This is a genomic window from Enterobacter sp. MGH 16, assembly GCF_000493175.1.
Lineage (GTDB): Bacteria > Pseudomonadota > Gammaproteobacteria > Enterobacterales > Enterobacteriaceae > Enterobacter > Enterobacter roggenkampii.
In genome coordinates this window covers 993,098-1,007,436 of record NZ_KI535695.1, presented here as the reverse complement: position 1 = coordinate 1,007,436, position 14,339 = coordinate 993,098, and the positions used below count along the sequence as shown (strand labels likewise).

Genomic DNA, 14,339 nt, shown 5'->3' with positions numbered 1-14,339 from the left:
GATAACCATTTTAGTAAGAGGATCTCTCAGCAACATTCACAACAGCCAGCATGTAACTTAATGAAAAAAATAGGGGAAATGGGGGAATAACCACCGACATTTACACGCTACATTACAGGCGATTTATCGTCTTTAACCTAGTTAATCGTATGTGTAAGAACGCCGAGCACCGTAACATCATTCAAGGCTTCTCCTTCGATCGCCTCACCCTCTTCTGTTATAAGTGCCTGACCCAGTAGCTTCACAAACTGGTTTCTCCCATCCATGCTAACCAGCAACGTATCCCCTCTTTCTGGATTCAGACTGACTTTAATAACGGCCCAGCCGCATGAAGTTTCAATAACCCGGCAGTTGTTGTCTACACCACAGATAACATCTATCGTCATGCGCTACTCCTGGTAATCCATAGCTGGCGATGGAAATCCCATTAGAAAACCCTCCCCATGTTACGCAGGATCCAGTACTGGTTCTCGCTTCCGTTTGTCGTCTTATCGGCGAAGTCCGGCTGGTATCGCTCGATCCATGTATTTGCATCCGCCTGGCTGAAATGCCAGTGCCCCTCCTGCAGTTCAGCGATGAACTTGTCTGTATGCAGACAGAGATAGCCCTTCGGGTTTTGCTGTATGGCCGCAATAAAAGCAGCACGAATATCCGGTTGACGAGGCATAAATGCACCCTAACTCGCTCATTGACTGTATGCATATACAGCAGTATTTTTACGAAAACAGATCAAGCACAGGCAGTTTTCACTTATAAGAGGATCGGTATGTTTGTTGAACTGGTTTATGACAAGCGTAATGTTGAGGGGCTCGAAGGGGCCAGAGAGATCATTCTGGCCGAGCTGACGAAGCGGGTGCACCAGATTTTCCCTGATGCCGAAGTGAAGGTAAAGCCGATGCAGGCAAACGGCTTGAATAGCGATGCAAGCAAAAGCGATCGGGAAAAACTGAACCGCATGCTCGAGGAAATGTTTGAAGAGTCCGATATGTGGTTGGTTTCTGAGTTCCCGACCGTTCGCCAGGTTGGACTTTAAGTACCTATCTGGTGATATTCGTGATGATTACACGGGTATGAATACTGAAAAACTAGCCGTAGCCCGATCCTGAACTTGATGGGCTGCGGCTGTTTATTTCCTTAGTCTGGAAGTGTCGGCCAGCCTGGTTTTTCAGCGCGCAGATCGACACGGCTAAGCAGCACACGATAACGCTTCCAGGCCAGCAACCTGGCTTTTTCATCATCACTGGCCAGATCAACATCTACCGCTTCCTGCAGAGATTCGATAATGGCATCAGCTTTTGTTCTCTGTTCTTGTTGCACGGAGAGGTTATCCAGATATGGGATAACCGGGCGTGCCCCTTCTACAAGAGTTTCACCGTCTACCAGACTTTCAGGCCCACTCACCGCTCGGTAACTTGTTTCTGTAACAGCCCAGTATTCTTTATCTGGCATAGGTATAGCCTCCAATATCGAGAAATAGTCCACCACCAGACACGGCGGACAGGTATTGATAAAAAATGTTAGGGTACGAGCGGAACGGGATCTCCGCTGTAAACTTCCCGTTAATCGGGATGTTGATCATATCGCCTGACGCTTCATTAGTACTGCCGATGGCAGCCACACCTGCGGTAGCGCCGTTGTTGGCAGAAAGTAAGCAGGTAAGCGCTGTGGATGGGTTAAGTGAGCTGACGTCTACAGCCGTTCGCGGTGTCGCTGTCCCTCCGGCTAATACGCGGTTAACGGTGTACCATGACCCCTGCAGAAATGCCCTTCCATCAACCGTGTTAACCCCGCGCACGCCGTTCGATGCATCAACACGGAAACTGCCGAGATATCTGCGTGACGTATCATCTGTCTTTGTATGCGCCGGATAAGCATAAGGTGTTGGCACCGTCGTGGAGATTTCAATCGCAGGCGTTCCATTGTTTGAATACAGGTAAACGTGATACCAGGTTGACGCTGTGGTAGCCCCAATATTTGCCGTAACTGGCGCCGATACTTCCAGGGGAGCACCTGTAGAGGGGATCACAGCTGCGCCAGCAGAAACCGTTACTGTCGTTGTCGACACGGTCAGATCTAAACCACGGATAAAGCGCTTATTGATCGAATCGGTTACACGAGTGTTTACCTGCTCAATTCTTGCCGCCAGTGTTGCGGCATCCATGCTGCCTGAGTTATTGATGCGGCCAAAGAGTTGCCCCCAGATAACACCAACGGCACGCGCTGCCAGAATATCGGTAGCAGTATCTTTATAGACATCACTGGCCCTAGAAAGGTCAATACTCACCTGTGACGCGGTCGTGGTTGAAGCGCTTCCCGCCTGAGCGCTGTTTGGATAGGTATTCGTGGGCGCGAATACGCCGCTGGTTGACGCTGTATTAGCAAAAACACCCGTTCCGGACGCGCCGATCGTGCCTTTAGCGTTTGGCGCTTCCCCATGAAAAATGCCAGCCTGAGCTGTTGTACCACCGGTTAATGCCACTTGCGCAATCGAGCCCGCCTGCACACCATTGTAATCAGGGCAGCGGAAGTGGTCCGCATCAACCTCTGCGAATGCCTGCCTCAGCTTAGGGTCTGCCAGCCATTGAGAGTTAGTCACCACTGGAAGAGACCCTGAGGACATTGCAGCCTTAACGCTGGTGTAGGTCGCATAAGGCAATATCTGTCCATCATATGCAACGCCACCAGTGGGGATTGTTGCGCGCGTGGGAGAATACATTGGCAGACCGAGAGGGATAGTGGCCACGCCGTTTATGGCAGCCAAAGCAGTTTCTACATCACCGATGGCAATACGATCTGCTTCTGCTTCCTGAGCTGATTGGGCCGCGTCAGTCTTTGACTGTGCAGCGCTCGCCTCCGACTGAGCCGCGGCATCAGCTTTCTGCGTTGCTGTAGTTACTGCGCTTTCGGAGGCGGTTTTATTCTGCGCAACCTCTGTCTTATCTAAAGCTACCTGTTGCGCGTCCACATGAATCTGAGCAGCCAGGATTTGCAGAGCATCCACATCGATACTGTTAAGTAACTCGACAATCTTCAGCCATGACGGGCCGGAGAACGTTGAACCGTCAGGGAGCCTGACAGTGATGTTACCATCGTCACTGAAGATAGCCTGCCAGTTCTGCTTGTCATAGTTCAGACCACGCAAAGCTTCCGTTGTCTGTGCTACCAGCTCTGCCGTTAACTGGTTTTGCGTGGCGCGGGGAATGGCATTCCATGCAGCACCTGACTGCGTCGGACCGGGAAAGGCGCGAATGAGCGTTAATGATGCCGGGCTTTCAATTGATTTTACCGGGAGCGTATAAGTGATACCGCCAACTATGGCGACTACAAAATCACCTGCAGCAAGTTCAGTATTGAATGCGGTTCCAGAACCGGCGACGATATCAGAGCCATTCGTCAGTGTTAATGTACCAACTGACATTGCAAAACCTCCTGAAATGACATGAAAATAAACAGAAATGCTGCATGTATCTATGTTCATGCAGCATGGAATAGTTACAATGCTGCAAAACACATAAAAGATTAAAAAATGAAACTAAGAACTTTTTTAATTGCAATACTTCCGCTTGTACTATCTGGATGCCTTAATCACAGTAAAGAATATAATTTCCAAATGGATTATCCGGTCGATGCTGCCCGTTTATCACTGGGTGGCGATGTTAATGTGAAAATTAACTGCGCAACCAGACAAATGGATGTTATTTCTGATACAAGCGATGGGGTTTTTAGTCGCCATATTTATAAGCGCCTCAGTAATATCTGTTATAAGAAAACAGACAGCATGAATGTGATTTATCATTTCAATGCGGATAAAGGTGTTAAGCAAAATATGATAGCAACTCAGTATCCGCGTGTTCCGCCAAAGTCAGATCCCAACGAACTGAGCAAGAGGGATTCTGATCCCCTGATTTTGTAACGTTTGCCCCCAGCTTTTTTGATTTTTTGAAATGTACCGGCCATGCAATTGTGAGCCGGTCCACTTCAGAGTGATACCTGAATAACCGACAACAGTTCCATCATCACTTAAATTTCCAGGGCAGTTATTGACCAGAATCCACGGGTTAAAGCCTGGGGTTACGATAAAGGTGTTGTTCTGAAGATCATAACCAGGTGGAACATCAAAAAACCCCATTATTCTTGGCATCTTAGACGCTGAAACGGCACTCCAGATGAGTTCACCCGCACCGTTGAAAACATCAAGATAACCACTCTCCAGCGCAGCATTCCTGCTGGTGCGGATCATCATACCCGCATAGTCCTCAAGAATTTCGGCGCCTGGCATACCATACTTATTTGGTGAGAGTTGTAACCATCTTAAATGACCGTCATTCCAGAACTCTTGCGGTGTATAGCCCAGCGTACTGCCGTCTCCGAAAGGGCTATCTATTCTGTAAGCACCTTTGCCTTGTACTGTGCCGAGGGCTCTCTGATCATAGAAAAGTGTTCCCCTGTTATCTGAGTCAACTGTAATTTTTCCGCTCTCGTTGTAAACCTCGAATCCGCTCATTGGAAATTATAAATCTCCACATTAAGTGTTCTTGGAAATGGTACCCCATTAACCGGAAGATACATGGCAGTAAAACCGCCGTTAAAAGCGCGGCAAAAAAACTCATTCACGTCCAGCCCCTGAGTGACAATGGTAATGAATGAACCATCCTGAGAGACTCCGGAGAAAGGGATACTTTTCGAACTTTCGCCAGTGGCAAAAGTTACGCTCGCACTACCAATATAACGAATGGAGAAATCAGACAGGTCTACAACTATGCGACCTGCTGAATCCCAACATTGAAGTCCCTGCGGCATCACCATAACCCCATTCGGACACGGAGGACATTGTTACTGTCGTAAATACGGATAAGCTGATTATTTATAATCATCCTCCCTCCGCCAGCAACACCGTTAATTTCAAAATTACCGTTTTTATCCAGACGCCATCCCTGAGTACCCGCGACATAGTTATTAGACTGGATAAAAGCACCGATTTTTGCATTGGTTATTGTCCCATCCTGAATGAATGCCGAGCTGATAAACACCTGACCATTCACCACTGCGAAAGGAGAATATTGCGTATCTCCACTGCCACTCATCAGCACAAACTGGTTAGCGTTGAAACCGACCCGCGTCACAACAGGTTTGCCAGCCTCAGCCAGCACGGCAATGGACATCCCGGCGTTATACATCACATCGTTGATGCGAACCCCTGCCTTCAGGGTATAAATCGCTGTGGCGCCGTCCGCATCAACAACTGCGGTAAGCTTATCTTCAAGCGTTGCCGTGACGTCCTCAATTTGCGCCTGGACAGTCGTGGAGAGTTCAGCCATAGCTTTATCGACTTCGGCTATTGTCGTTCTGACAATGAGGATTTCAGCACGAACCTCACCATACTGCGCCCACTGGTGATCAACCGTAGCGTTGTTCGCCAGTGCGTTTTGCAGTGCTGCTTCCAAATCTGTATCGATATCGCTTGTAAGCCGTTCGCCATCAGCAGAGCTCAGGAAGTCATCGGCTATATCACCAAGATAATCATCGGCGTTATCGTTAGACATGCCGCGAATCCAGTCGGTATAGCCTGATTCATTTCCTGTTTTGTCCACCAGCTGCGCGCGATACCAGAATTCCTGCCCTGCCCTCAGTCCAAGCTGAGTATATTCAGCAGATGGGTAAGGCACGTCTGACAGAAGTAGCGGATCTGAAAAGTCACTGTTGGCTGTGTACTGGATTTCTGTTTTTAGCGTATCGCCGGTGTTTGCCGGGAATCCCCAGTTCAGACGAATACCCCAGTTAATGCCAGTGGCCATGAATCCCACAGGCTTCGGAGGGTTGCCTACTTTGCCTGTCAGCGCCTTCTCTTCTGAATACCCCCATCCTGATGATATTTCGGCAGCATTGATGGCGCGCACGCGCACCAGGTAACGCCCTGCATAAATGCCCGGAACATCGAATGACGTAGTCGAGCTGCGCGGCATGTTCACCCAGTTCCCGTCGTTACGGCGCCACTGTGCCTCATAGGCGATGGCATTTTTTGCCTGGTCCCAGCTTACGCGCATGGTTTCGACGCTGATATTCTGCTGAACCACAGAAAACGAGCTGATCACGATGTTGGCTGGTGCGGACTGGTTTCCCGGCGGAATAACACTAATCGGCCGCTGATCGATAATCGCGCCGGTATCAATTCTGGCGTATTTGTCAGGGTCATGAAATGCCGCAGTGATTGAGAAGGTACCATTATTGTTATCGCTCACACTGACAACGCGGTACTGTTGCGCGTAGAGCTCGTTTGATTCCACCAGCCAAACTGCTTCAGGCTGTGGCGTCTCACTGTACGTGGTTGTGACAGTTACCGATTCACCGTTTACCGCCTGAATGGTGCGGCTCTGCGAAGCTCCTGATGGAAGGTTCAGAATAAGGCGATCACCTGCAGTCGCATCAGGAACACGATCAAGCCTGATAACGCGACCGTTAACTTCGCTAATGCGGCCACCCATTACCTTTCCGGACAGCAGTTCGTCAGCCACGGCGATGATGTAGCCTGGCTGTGGTATGTTTCCGTCCAGGCCGACATCAAACGAAACAACGCGATCCTTGTTGTTGGTGAGAATGCCCCAGCGCCCCTTTCGGTTTGCCTCTGACTGCCTGGTGCAGCCGATGGCTGTCATTTCCAGTTGGTTAAAACCGTACCGCGCAACCAGAGACTGCTCAAATACCGGCTCCATAGCGTCGGCGTAGGCATTATCTGGATCGGACCATGATACCAGCGCAGTAGTGTATCGGCTTTTCGTGGTGCTGCTCGAATAGGTGAAGCGACCGTCAATAACGTTTGCGCGCGTATAGCTGTAATCAACATCACGCGGCATGTCAGCCAGAGCAACAATTTGATTGCCGCCCCAGTAGGTCATGCCCCGGAAGATAGCAACAAAATCACGCAGGACTGTGTAGGCGTCGTTCCGGTCCTGAATGTACACGTTGCAGGTATACCGTGGTTCGGTACCGCTGCCCCCCTTTCCGTCAGGAACTCTCTGATCACAATACTGAGCCACCTGATACAGCGTCCATTTATCGATATTTGCCGCGCTGAGCCGGTGACCAAGGCCGAAGCGGTCAGAAACCACCAGGTCGTAAAAAATCCACGCTGGGTTATCGGTCCATGCCCATTTAAACGCCCCGGTCCATATGCCTAAGTAGATTCTGGTTTCAGGATCGTAGTTATCAGGAACGCGAATAACGCGCCCGCGTGGCTCGCATGAGATCTGCGGGATAGAGCCGTTGAACTGGCTTGAATCAAACTCAATATACAGCAATGCTGTGTTCGGGTAGCGCAGTTTGGCGTCGATCACCTCAGTGAAGCTCTGCAGCGTCATCGTGTCGCCGATCTTCGCACTATTGGCATCGGCTGTAATCTTACGCAGTCTGATAGTCCAGGTGCTGCCCGCCTGCGGTAAATCAATTCGGTGGCTGCGCTCGTAACCTGATGTCGTTTTCCCGGTCACGCTGGTATTGAGTACCGACTGCCAGATACCGCCGTCAGTCTGCAGGTCGATAGCATAGTTGATTGAGTAGCCGACCAGATCTCCGTCGTTTTCCTGTTTAAAGAGTGACGGCCATTTCAGACGCAAGCGAACCGCTGAAAGCTGCGTATTGGTGAATGTGCGCGTCCAGGCTGTAGTGCTGGATACTTCGGTACCAACACTGATTTCGTTTTCGGTACCTGGAATGCCCTGGATGTAATTTTGCGCCTGCGTTCCTGCGCGAAACTCCCACGTCACGCCGCTGAAGTTTTGGGAGCCGTCGGAGTTCTGCAGCGCCGTGCCGTCCAGGTAGATATTTTTGCCGGTTAGCTGCCCTGAAAACTCCCCTTCCCCAAGCGCAACGAGGATTTTTGCCTTCGCTACAGATTGCAGATCATCAGGCTGTTCGGTAGGGGTTCGGGAACTTGAGCTGCCGCCCTTGCGGCCCTTTAACACTTTTTCTGTAGCCATATTGCGCCCATAAAAAAAGCCACCCGAAGGTGGCCTGAAAAAAGGTTTGTTATCTACTGCTGATCTTCGACATAAATACCGGCTGAGATAATCGCTCCGCCGATTCGCCGGCGACCATAAAGCAGCGGTACCGGGTAGCCCTGTGCAGCGGTGTTTGTCACGCCACCGAAAGCGTATGAGGCGCGGTTATCTGCACTCTGTTTGCTGGCCAGTCCGGTTGGCTGAGGAGAAAGCATTTGCACAACCCCGCCGACCATCATCGCCGCACCAAATTGTGCGACACCATACCCGGCAGCAGATAACGTACCTGCTGAAAAATAGCCAACAGCTACCCCGACAACGACCAGTACTGCGCCGAGGATTGTTTGTAATACCCCCGCTTTTTTACTGCCAATGATTACCGGAACGATGCGGATAACGTCACCGGTAACCGGAAAGCCAAGATCATCCTCGCCAATGTTTTTTTTACCCTTAAATACAGAGTATGTAAGCCCACGACGCTGGCTGGAAATCATAAACTGCTCAAATCCAGGAATGGTCTTCGCGAGTGCGACACCAGCCTCGCTCACACGGGAAATCAGGCGATGGTGAACTTTTCCAAACGTTTTACCAAGAACTCCGCCAAGTTCAATTCGACTCATAACCTCTTTCATACAATTTCCACACATAAAAAAACCGCCGAAGCGGTTTAAATATCAATTTTGTGCAGCTTTACCGCCGGTACACTGATATTCGACAGATACGTTGGACATAATACAACTCCCAAAACCATCCATCTGTCCACACTGGCTAGTTTGTCCGCCAAAAGGTTCTGCACCTTCATATCCCCAAGTTTTACATTTTTGGGCGGCTAAAGATGCGGCTTGATTAAGGTCAACAACAGGCTTTTCAAATTGACCGACTGTATAACCCATTCTCACAGTACCATCGGCCTTGCTTCCCCCCATAGGGACCATTTCCTTTCGAACCGCGCAACCAGATAAAATCATGGTAGTTAAAACTATCAGGACTATTTTCTTCATCATTTATTTCCCTTGATTACAATCAGAAATATCTTAACACCATTCAATCTGGCTGCAATATAAGAATAATTTTTGATGACATAATTTAATACATAAATAAATCTTTATAACGCAATAACTTAACTGTTCTTTCCTGCCAGTAACCTCCATACGGCACCCGCTGGCTCAGATGTCCGTATAAGTGGTGCAGCAGCATGTTTCCATCCAGTAGTATTCCAGCGTGGTTCCACTTATCAGCCTGGACCTGCATGATCACCATATCGCCGGGTTTCGGTGGCCCGTCGAATTCACGGAATCCGCACTCATACCAGCAATCCTGATAGAAGTTGTCCGGATAGTCGTTTTCCCACCAGGGATAATCAACCCGGTAGTCGTGCAACTCAATACCATGTGTTTGCCGGAAATAGCTCATTACCAGCCCCCAGCAGTCGAAGTGACCAAGCACGAATGGACGCTCCAGCAGCGGAAGTTCTCCGCGCGGCTGGATGGTGCGTAAATCCCCCTCAGGCCAGCTAACGATATGCCAGGGTAAAAGCGTTGCATCGCATTGCGCTTTATCCAGTTCGCTCGGCTGTGTCGTGGCATCAGGGTGACTATGAGCGATGGCGATCACCGTCCCCCAGTCCTCAGCAGCTGCGTAATCTTCCGGGCAAAGGACAAAATTGTCCTCCGGCGCCGCGGCAAGATTCCGGCAAGGGAAATACCGCTCAACGCGGCTTTTCTGCGCCACCACGCCGCAACACTCGCGAGGATATTCAGCTGCAGCATGCGCCATAATCGCATCGATGGTTTTCTGACGCATATCAACTCCTGATCAAAGACGTGCCCGGGAAGCCACCAAACGAGAGTTCGTTATTTTCACCGAATCGGAGTTTGCAAGCCGTCAGCGTGCCGTTGCATTCATCCAGCGACGGATCTCTTACCGGATTGTTGTTTTTGTCGAAATATCGGGTTCCGGCATAGTCGCAGCCGTCGCCGGTGCGATACTTGTTCCTGATGCACCAGGTGCACAGAGAATGAAGCTGCCGCGTAGGGATCATTTGCCCCTGCAGGTCCATCGGGCTGGATAGCGTGAACTCAACAACTTCGTTGGTTTCACTGCTCTTTGCATCAATGTAAAATACTTTCACCTTTTCCTGAGTAGGGTCTGCCGTGGGGTTCCCGCCTGGAAAATTTAGGGCATCAAGGTAGCTAGCCAACGTATCATGGATCGTGACCTTCGCCTGCAACAGATCATCATAGGCAAGACAGAGCGCAGTTATAGAGCTGTCGAGGTTAGCCACCGATAATTTAGGCTGCGCGCTGCTCCCACTGGTGGAAACCTCAATCCCCTCAATCTGGCAGGGCCACGCTTTATATTCCTGCCCCTGCCACCAGATGGATTTCGCAGGCAGTTTACTTTCATCCCCACCAGCAGCTTCAATCTCTTCTGGTGTATGAGCGATATTATGTGCATGGAAGAAAAGCACATCTGACATACCGAAGGCCGTACCATCGACAGAAAAAAGCCGGACTTCATTGCCCGGCTCGAGTTTTTGATAATCAGCATTAAGGCTCATGGTGCAAATGCCTGTTCAAAAGTTGCGGTTACGGTTTCCACTTTTTTATTCAGGGTGACTCGCTGAAGGCTATCTGCCTCAACACGCCAGAGGGCTAAATCACCACCAGGTGGAGTGAATGTGAAAGACTTTGTTTTATGCCTCCGCAGAAATGAATGAATCTCCCTGGCAATTACCGGATCGCCAGTAAAAGAAAAGGCATAATTAAGAACCTCATCGTTCAGGCCAGAACCACTTACCTGCTTGTATCCATCACCAAACTGCGCCGTTCTGACTGTATCTTTGCTGCTCAGAGTGGGCTGGCTTGCTGCCTGAATCTTCCATGCAAAATGCTCTATGGCCATCAGTTACCTCTGTTTATTAGCATTCCAGATAATCCCACCAGGCCGTATTTCACGGGCTATCCCCTCCCGCACAGAGCGATCGACCACTTTCTGGTAGGCCTGAGCGAGTGCACCACTATTTTGTTGCTGCATCTGATCGCCGGCTTGCCCGGTTGTAACTGAAACAGGGGCATAAACACTAACGCCACCCATACCAGCAGCAGCGGCATTACCACCACCAACCAGTCCGCCCGTTGCATAACCGCGCATCAGGCGATAAAGGTTTGCCACACCAATACGGCTGGTCGACTCTTTGGTGAAGACGAACTCTCCCCGGTGGACAACACCTGCAGGCTCATACTTACCGCCATGCCCTGTGTAACCACCCACGTCATAGCCCGTGGGCCGGAAAGACGGTACCGCGAATGACTGACCTGCAGAGGCCGTATTAGTTCCGCTACTTATCCAGCCCATTGCACTCTGGATTGCGTAAGCCACCAGAAGCTGGTTAATAACGTTTACTATCATTTTGAGGATCGAGGTGGTGAAGTCCCTGAAGCTGGCTTTGCCGGTTGTCACAAGGCTGGTGAGCTGGCCCGCCAGCCCGGTGAATGTGGCCTGTGAAATCTGCTGAACGGAGCTGAAAACGTTTGTAGCTGAATCCTGATATTCAGCCCAGCCCTGCTTAGCACCGGCAAGCCAGTTTGCGCGCAGGGCATCTTCAGCCTCAAACGTTGCCCTTTGCTCTTCGAGAACCTTTTGCTGCGCCTGAGGATTGTAGGAATAGCTCTCACTGAGACGCTGCAGGGTGGATTGTCGTCCGGCCTCGCGAGTGGATACTCCCTCAGACTGAGCCTGCAGGCCCGCCCTGGCGGCTTTTTGCTGCTGCTCAAACTTCACGGCCTGATCGGCCAGTTGGTTGAGCTTTTGCTGGCTGGCAACCTTATCGCCCAGGTCGGCCAGCTGCCGCTTGTACTCGAGCGTTTCTTCCTTGTGCGCCAGCAGGGATTTTTCCTGCGCCGTAAGCTGACGACGACCAGCAGCCTCCTGCAGAACGGTGAACTGATTTTCAGTTTGCCAGAGGTCCTGACGCTGTTTGCTTATGACGTCGTTTACGCTGGTATGCTGCTCGAGCGTTTTAAGCTGGGCCTGAAGGGTGAGGAGTTCGGCCTGGGCCTTTTCCTCGGCCTTGTCTCCGGCGGGCGTTGAGTAGCTTTTGCCTTTCGGCGTTTTGACGTCCTTAAACTGCTTTTCAATCCCGGCGTGGGCCGCGGCAATGTCTTTTTCAGTCCACAGCGTGGCGACACCGTCTTTCGCATCCTGGCGGTTTTTCTCAATAAGCTGAATGAGCTTTTTCTCTGCTGAAGCCCGCTTTTCTGCCGCCGTCGCGCCGGACTCCACCAGCTGGTTAAACTGCTGCTGGTTGCGGATTGCCTGAGCCTGCTGGTCCGTCCGCATTTTTTCCCGCGCGGCTGCCAGCCCTTCCTGGGCGTATTGCTGATCGGCAAGATCGTAAGCCTGCTTTTTCAGCTCCACCTGCTGGCGCGCGTTTCTGAGCCTTTCCGCATCAGCTTTCTGCAGAACGTTGTTACCGGCATAATCCGGGTCGACCTTAAGATTGCTGGACAGCGCACGGTACTCTTTCTCTGCTGCCTGCCATTCAGCAAAAGAATCCTGGCGCTTCATCGCGGTGTCAGGATTGCGCCCTATGCCAAGCATCGCATCCCATGCGACGGATGCGGCATTCTTCACCCAGTTCCAGGCTTTTTCGAGGGAGCCAAGATTATCCTCGACCGCCCCGGCGCGCTGAATGACCGCGTCGGAATATGCCCGCATGGCCAGCTCGGCAGCTTTCTGCGAATCCCCCAGCGCCTGAGCAGAAGCTATCTGTTCATACTGGGTGGCCGTCAGAAAGTGAAGGGAATCGTTGAGCGTAGCGACCGCGTTAACCGGATCATCCTTCAGTCGTTTAAACTGATTTATGGTTTCGTCAACGGCCTGCCCGGTAGCCTGCTGCAGCCTGGCGGCAACATTGCTGACCATGCTGACGTCATTCCCGCTGAATGCGCCGCTTCCAACGACCTGCGATAGCACGCCTGCAGCGGCATGCTGCGTGATGCCATTACCGGCCAGCGAGCGCGCCAGCGCCTGAAGCTGCCCTGACGTTTTCCCCGCGTAGTTCCCGGTCAGGATCAGCTGCCTGTTAAATTCCTCAGACTCTTTGCTGCCGTCATACCAGGCCTTACCCAGCCCGAATACCGCCGCGGTAATCCCACCAACCAGGCCGGCGATCCCCAGGCCGCGCAGCGACAGTAGCTGGTCTATCCATCCTGCCCGGTTCGCCAGCGTGATCCCGGAGCCGCGCAGCGCACCGAAGTTACCGCGCATGACCTCGCCGATAAGTACCCCCAGCTCCTGCCGGGCAGCAGCACTTTGCAGCCCCAGACCGTGCGTGGCCACTTTGGCAGCTTCAAGCTTGCGGATATAGACCTCAGCCGCATCGCTGGCACCGACCTGCGCCGCCTTCATGCGCAGCAGCTCGGTATCGGAGAGCTTTTGCTCTGCAACCTGTTGCTTCAGCTGGCTGAGGAATCGCGTGCGCGCTGCGGCCGATTTTTCATCCACGATCTGCAGTTCTTTTTGCCGGGCCGTGGTGCGGGAAATAAGGGCGAGATAATCCTGCTGGGTGATGTTGCCCTGTGCCCTGGCTGCGCGAAAGCGCGCCTGTACGTTCGCAAGCGACTGTGTTTCACCATTGAGCTGGCGAACGCCGTCAATCTGGCGGAAAAAGGATGCCGCCAGTTCATCCTGTCGACGGGCAAGCGCTGCGGCCTGCCCGTCATTCTCACGCATGCGCTGATTTAGCTCGGTAACGCGGCGGTGAGTTTCATCAACGGACTTTGAAACGCTCTGCCAGTCTTTGGTCAGCCCTTCCGTTGCGGCCGACTGACGGGCTTTCATGTCTGCGGCCGCCGCCGCGCCAGCGTCGCCCACACTCTTTAGTGCAGCGCTCTGACGGTCCGCAGCACGCTGCATTCGCGCCTGAACTTTATCAGACTCATCCGCCATTCCTGTCAGTTGCCCTTTGATTCGGGCGACCTGCTCGCTGAAGGTTGCGCGGTCAACATCCAGCTTAATAACCAGATCGCTAATCTGCTGGGCCATATCGGATACCTCCTGTTATCCCCTCAGCGGCGGTCATCAGCGCATCATCATCCGGCTCATCATCGCTGATGGCGACTCCGGAAGGAGAAAGCAGGCTGAAATGTGCGGGGGTAAGTTCCGGGTCACGGAAGAAAAGAGTGGAGATGGAATAAAGCAGCTCTGAGAAATGCGCATCGAGCTGCGCGTCCTGAAAATAATGCTCCCGATAGAACTGGTGCCAGTCGCCCAGCTCACTGGAAGTCATTCCAGCCAGCATGGCGCGCCAGTCGGGTCGCCCGAACTCGCGCGCCAGATTCA

16 protein-coding genes are annotated in these 14,339 nt (G+C 51.9%); 2 read left to right on the top strand and 14 right to left on the bottom strand.

Features of this window, described 5'->3' with window-relative positions:
- Positions 1–137: 137 nt before the first annotated feature.
- On the bottom strand, positions 138–386 hold the full coding sequence (locus L362_RS17840) for a hypothetical protein (RefSeq protein WP_023343883.1): 249 nt from the start codon (positions 384–386) through the stop codon (positions 138–140).
- 41 nt (positions 387–427) lie between these two features.
- Positions 428–667 carry a hypothetical protein gene (locus L362_RS17845; protein ID WP_023343882.1) on the bottom strand — a complete coding sequence of 80 codons (240 nt, stop codon included), beginning with the start codon at positions 665–667 and terminating at the stop codon, positions 428–430.
- A gap of 99 nt (positions 668–766) precedes the next feature.
- Between L362_RS17845 and L362_RS17850 the strand changes: the two genes are divergently transcribed.
- Entirely contained in the window at positions 767–1,033 is a 267-nt protein-coding gene (locus L362_RS17850; protein ID WP_023292714.1) for a DinI family protein, read from the top strand.
- A gap of 101 nt (positions 1,034–1,134) precedes the next feature.
- On the opposite strand, the gene L362_RS25020 is transcribed toward L362_RS17850, so the two are convergent.
- Both L362_RS25020 and L362_RS25065 read right to left on the bottom strand, forming a co-directional pair.
- The gene (locus L362_RS25020; RefSeq protein WP_023343881.1) at positions 1,135–1,449 is read right to left on the bottom strand and encodes a tail fiber assembly protein; all 315 of its coding nucleotides are present in this window, start codon (positions 1,447–1,449) and stop codon (positions 1,135–1,137) included.
- Entirely contained in the window at positions 1,439–3,418 is a 1,980-nt protein-coding gene (locus tag L362_RS25065) for a hypothetical protein (RefSeq protein ID WP_023343880.1), read from the bottom strand. Before L362_RS25065 ends, L362_RS25020 begins: the two co-directional genes overlap by 11 nt.
- A gap of 108 nt (positions 3,419–3,526) precedes the next feature.
- Here L362_RS25065 and L362_RS24565 point away from each other — a divergent pair, with 108 nt between their 5' ends.
- On the top strand, positions 3,527–3,913 hold the full coding sequence (locus tag L362_RS24565) for a hypothetical protein (protein WP_155249599.1): 387 nt from the start codon (positions 3,527–3,529) through the stop codon (positions 3,911–3,913).
- Here L362_RS24565 and L362_RS17855 read toward each other — a convergent pair.
- The 10 genes from L362_RS17855 to L362_RS0122780 form a co-directional block, all read right to left on the bottom strand.
- The gene (locus L362_RS17855; RefSeq protein ID WP_023343879.1) at positions 3,863–4,504 is read right to left on the bottom strand and encodes a hypothetical protein; all 642 of its coding nucleotides are present in this window, start codon (positions 4,502–4,504) and stop codon (positions 3,863–3,865) included. The genes L362_RS24565 and L362_RS17855 overlap by 51 nt on opposite strands.
- Positions 4,501–4,806: a hypothetical protein gene (locus L362_RS23680; RefSeq protein WP_032637679.1), complete on the bottom strand. Its 306-nt coding sequence runs from the start codon at positions 4,804–4,806 to the stop codon at positions 4,501–4,503. The genes L362_RS17855 and L362_RS23680 overlap by 4 nt, the downstream gene beginning before the upstream one ends.
- On the bottom strand, positions 4,800–7,973 hold the full coding sequence (locus L362_RS17860) for a TipJ family phage tail tip protein (RefSeq protein WP_023343878.1): 3,174 nt from the start codon (positions 7,971–7,973) through the stop codon (positions 4,800–4,802). The genes L362_RS23680 and L362_RS17860 overlap by 7 nt, the downstream gene beginning before the upstream one ends.
- A gap of 53 nt (positions 7,974–8,026) precedes the next feature.
- Complete coding sequence (locus tag L362_RS17865) at positions 8,027–8,626, bottom strand: tail assembly protein (RefSeq protein WP_023343877.1); 600 nt, start codon at positions 8,624–8,626, stop codon at positions 8,027–8,029.
- 42 nt (positions 8,627–8,668) lie between these two features.
- On the bottom strand, positions 8,669–8,998 hold the full coding sequence (gene yecR, locus L362_RS0122785; protein WP_225828840.1) for a YecR family lipoprotein: 330 nt from the start codon (positions 8,996–8,998) through the stop codon (positions 8,669–8,671).
- Between the two features lie 82 nt (positions 8,999–9,080).
- Positions 9,081–9,797, bottom strand: a complete 717-nt coding sequence (locus L362_RS17870; protein WP_023343875.1) for a C40 family peptidase — start codon at positions 9,795–9,797, stop codon at positions 9,081–9,083.
- Position 9,798: 1 nt separating this feature from the next.
- Positions 9,799–10,554 (bottom strand): phage minor tail protein L, encoded by a 756-nt coding sequence (locus tag L362_RS17875; RefSeq protein ID WP_023343874.1) that lies wholly within the window; start codon positions 10,552–10,554, stop codon positions 9,799–9,801.
- A complete protein-coding gene (locus tag L362_RS17880; protein ID WP_023343873.1) occupies positions 10,551–10,898 on the bottom strand; it encodes a phage tail protein in 348 nt (115 codons plus the stop codon). Before L362_RS17880 ends, L362_RS17875 begins: the two co-directional genes overlap by 4 nt.
- Positions 10,899–10,901: 3 nt before the next feature.
- Positions 10,902–14,042 (bottom strand): phage tail tape measure protein, encoded by a 3,141-nt coding sequence (locus L362_RS17885; protein ID WP_023343872.1) that lies wholly within the window; start codon positions 14,040–14,042, stop codon positions 10,902–10,904.
- Positions 14,026–14,298: a phage tail assembly protein T gene (locus tag L362_RS0122780; protein ID WP_032637677.1), complete on the bottom strand. Its 273-nt coding sequence runs from the start codon at positions 14,296–14,298 to the stop codon at positions 14,026–14,028. The genes L362_RS17885 and L362_RS0122780 overlap by 17 nt, the downstream gene beginning before the upstream one ends.
- Positions 14,299–14,339 lie beyond the last annotated feature (41 nt).

Bases quoted from the DNA above. Each gene is read 5' to 3' on its own strand.
- L362_RS17840 (WP_023343883.1), bottom strand. From the start codon at position 386: ATGACGATAGATGTTATCTGTGGTGTAGACAACAACTGCCGGGTTATT.
- L362_RS25065 (WP_023343880.1), bottom strand. From the start codon at position 3,418: ATGTCAGTTGGTACATTAACACTGACGAATGGCTCTGATATCGTCGCC.
- yecR (WP_225828840.1), bottom strand. From the start codon at position 8,998: ATGATGAAGAAAATAGTCCTGATAGTTTTAACTACCATGATTTTATCT.
- L362_RS0122780 (WP_032637677.1), bottom strand. From the start codon at position 14,298: ATGCTGGCTGGAATGACTTCCAGTGAGCTGGGCGACTGGCACCAGTTC.
- L362_RS17875 (WP_023343874.1), bottom strand. From the start codon at position 10,554: ATGAGCCTTAATGCTGATTATCAAAAACTCGAGCCGGGCAATGAAGTC.
- L362_RS17865 (WP_023343877.1), bottom strand. From the start codon at position 8,626: ATGAAAGAGGTTATGAGTCGAATTGAACTTGGCGGAGTTCTTGGTAAA.
- L362_RS17885 (WP_023343872.1), bottom strand. From the start codon at position 14,042: ATGGCCCAGCAGATTAGCGATCTGGTTATTAAGCTGGATGTTGACCGC.
- L362_RS17870 (WP_023343875.1), bottom strand. From the start codon at position 9,797: ATGCGTCAGAAAACCATCGATGCGATTATGGCGCATGCTGCAGCTGAA.
- L362_RS17855 (WP_023343879.1), bottom strand. From the start codon at position 4,504: ATGAGCGGATTCGAGGTTTACAACGAGAGCGGAAAAATTACAGTTGAC.
- L362_RS17860 (WP_023343878.1), bottom strand. From the start codon at position 7,973: ATGGCTACAGAAAAAGTGTTAAAGGGCCGCAAGGGCGGCAGCTCAAGT.
- L362_RS17880 (WP_023343873.1), bottom strand. From the start codon at position 10,898: ATGGCCATAGAGCATTTTGCATGGAAGATTCAGGCAGCAAGCCAGCCC.
- L362_RS23680 (WP_032637679.1), bottom strand. From the start codon at position 4,806: ATGGTGATGCCGCAGGGACTTCAATGTTGGGATTCAGCAGGTCGCATA.
- L362_RS24565 (WP_155249599.1), top strand. From the start codon at position 3,527: ATGAAACTAAGAACTTTTTTAATTGCAATACTTCCGCTTGTACTATCT.
- L362_RS17850 (WP_023292714.1), top strand. From the start codon at position 767: ATGTTTGTTGAACTGGTTTATGACAAGCGTAATGTTGAGGGGCTCGAA.
- L362_RS25020 (WP_023343881.1), bottom strand. From the start codon at position 1,449: ATGCCAGATAAAGAATACTGGGCTGTTACAGAAACAAGTTACCGAGCG.
- L362_RS17845 (WP_023343882.1), bottom strand. From the start codon at position 667: ATGCCTCGTCAACCGGATATTCGTGCTGCTTTTATTGCGGCCATACAG.